A 1,637-nucleotide genomic window follows, 5' to 3' on the forward strand; every position below is an offset into this window, starting at 1 on the left:
CGCCGTGGTGCTGGTGCACGAAGTCGCGGAGGTCATTGTGATCCTCAACGGGCTCCGCGCGGCGCGGCGCACGAAGGCATGACCGGTCTCGTTCATGGCCTCGCGCAGGGAAGGGCGGATGCCGTGAAAATGAATTCCGCCGGCCCTATTGGCTCGCGCGTCCGACCACGTCTATTCCTGATCGCGTGCGCCGTCGCTGCCGGGGCGGTGCTGATCGACCAGGGAACCAAAGCACTCGCCCTTTCACGGCTCAGCGAACAAGCCCGCATCCCACTCCTCGGAGACTGGCTCGGCTTGCAGCTCGCGTTCAACCCCGGCACCGTCATGTCCCTCGGATCCGGCTCAACCTGGCTGCTCACCATCATCGCGGCCGCGGCATCCGTGGCTCTGCTCATCGCCGCCACGCGCGCCCGCACCGCCGGGTGGGCGGTCGCGATTGGCCTGCTATGGGGCGGCGCGGTCGGCAACCTCCTGGACCGCCTGCTCGCCCCACCCGGATTCGGTCGCGGCCACGTCACCGACTTCCTCGCCTACGGCAACCTGTTCATCGGCAACCTTGCCGACGTCATCCTCGGTGTCGGCGTCGCCCTCGGCATACTCCTCTACGTCTCGCAGTCGAAGGGCAGAAGGTCGAGTCATCAGCCCGACGAGCACAGATCGACTCCGAAAGACATCTAGAAGCATGCTCGCGGCGGCTTTCGAGGACATTCCGCCTGTCACTTCCGCGTCCTGCCGCTGCGAAGATGGACATTTCTGAGCGGTCCCTACAAACGCGAGAGGTAGGTCGTCCAGTGTCGTTCGTGAACAACTCGACCGGCGAAGAGTTCGAGGATGAAGACGAGTACCTGCGTTCGATGAAGCAGGATGACTCCTACCAGTTCTCATACGACTATGAGTACGTCGCCGACAGATTCGGCGACGGTGATGACGACGTGAAACTGGAGAACGCGAGGCTCAACGTCTCGCTGACTTGGGACGACTACTCGGCTCCGGGATACGTCGTCTCGTATACCGTCGATTCGCCGACCCCGATTCCAAACGACTGGACGGGCGACGCCGACCAGATCTTCAATGACTTGTGGCTTGCCGTTACCGCGGACCTGAGTTCGCTTGGTATCGGCTCGCAGCTGCACAAAGACTGGCCGATCTAGCCTCCTCACAGTCAGTCGTCGGTGACTGTTGCCTCACCTATCCCTGCGGTGCCCGGCCGCATGATCGCCTCGACCTCGGCGCGCTGGGCGAGCAGCGTCTCGGCATCCGGTCGGTTGAGCCAGTAGCGCATGGTCGTGATGATCGGCGGCGCGGAGCGCAGCAACACGAGCGAGGTGCCCTGGGGCAGGGTGCGGATGTCTTCGACCTTCATGATCGGGACGCGGCGGATCGAGCGTTGATTCGAGCGCAGGCCGCGCTCGCCGATGGTCACGGAGTCAGTCGTCTCGTCGCGTTCGCCGATCAGTGTGGAGATGTCCTGGAGGTGCCGTGTGTCCGTCCCGCCGCCGAGGACGATCTTGGTGATGCTCGCATCCCACATCGCGGTCGCGGCGTCGTCGCCCCAACGACCTCGCGCCTGGGCGAGCGACTGGAACACGGGCATCACCGTGAGCCCGGTGCCGCCGCCCTCCGCCATGAGGACCGGA

At 64.6% G+C, this 1,637-nt stretch carries 3 protein-coding genes; 2 read left to right on the forward strand and 1 reads right to left on the reverse strand.

What is annotated here, in order from left to right; translation table 11 throughout:
- The first annotated feature begins 78 nt into the window (after window positions 1–78).
- Together Q1V87_RS10125 and Q1V87_RS10130 are read left to right on the forward strand one after the other, a co-directional pair.
- The gene (locus Q1V87_RS10125) at window positions 79–678 is read left to right on the forward strand and encodes a signal peptidase II (RefSeq protein ID WP_229381995.1); all 600 of its coding nucleotides are present in this window, start codon (window positions 79–81) and stop codon (window positions 676–678) included.
- Between the two features lie 122 nt (window positions 679–800).
- Window positions 801–1,151 (forward strand): hypothetical protein, encoded by a 351-nt coding sequence (locus Q1V87_RS10130; RefSeq protein WP_138172282.1) that lies wholly within the window; start codon window positions 801–803, stop codon window positions 1,149–1,151.
- An 11-nt stretch (window positions 1,152–1,162) separates the two neighbouring features.
- Here the strand turns inward: Q1V87_RS10130 and Q1V87_RS10135 are convergent.
- Window positions 1,163–1,637: TraM recognition domain-containing protein (locus tag Q1V87_RS10135; protein WP_300592221.1), on the reverse strand; the 475-nt coding region annotated here is incomplete at its 5' end.

This window comes from Microbacterium sp., assembly GCF_030149085.1.
Classification (GTDB): Bacteria; Actinomycetota; Actinomycetes; order Actinomycetales; family Microbacteriaceae; genus Microbacterium.

Bases quoted from the DNA above. Each gene is read 5' to 3' on its own strand.
- Q1V87_RS10125 (WP_229381995.1), top strand. From the start codon at position 79: ATGACCGGTCTCGTTCATGGCCTCGCGCAGGGAAGGGCGGATGCCGTG.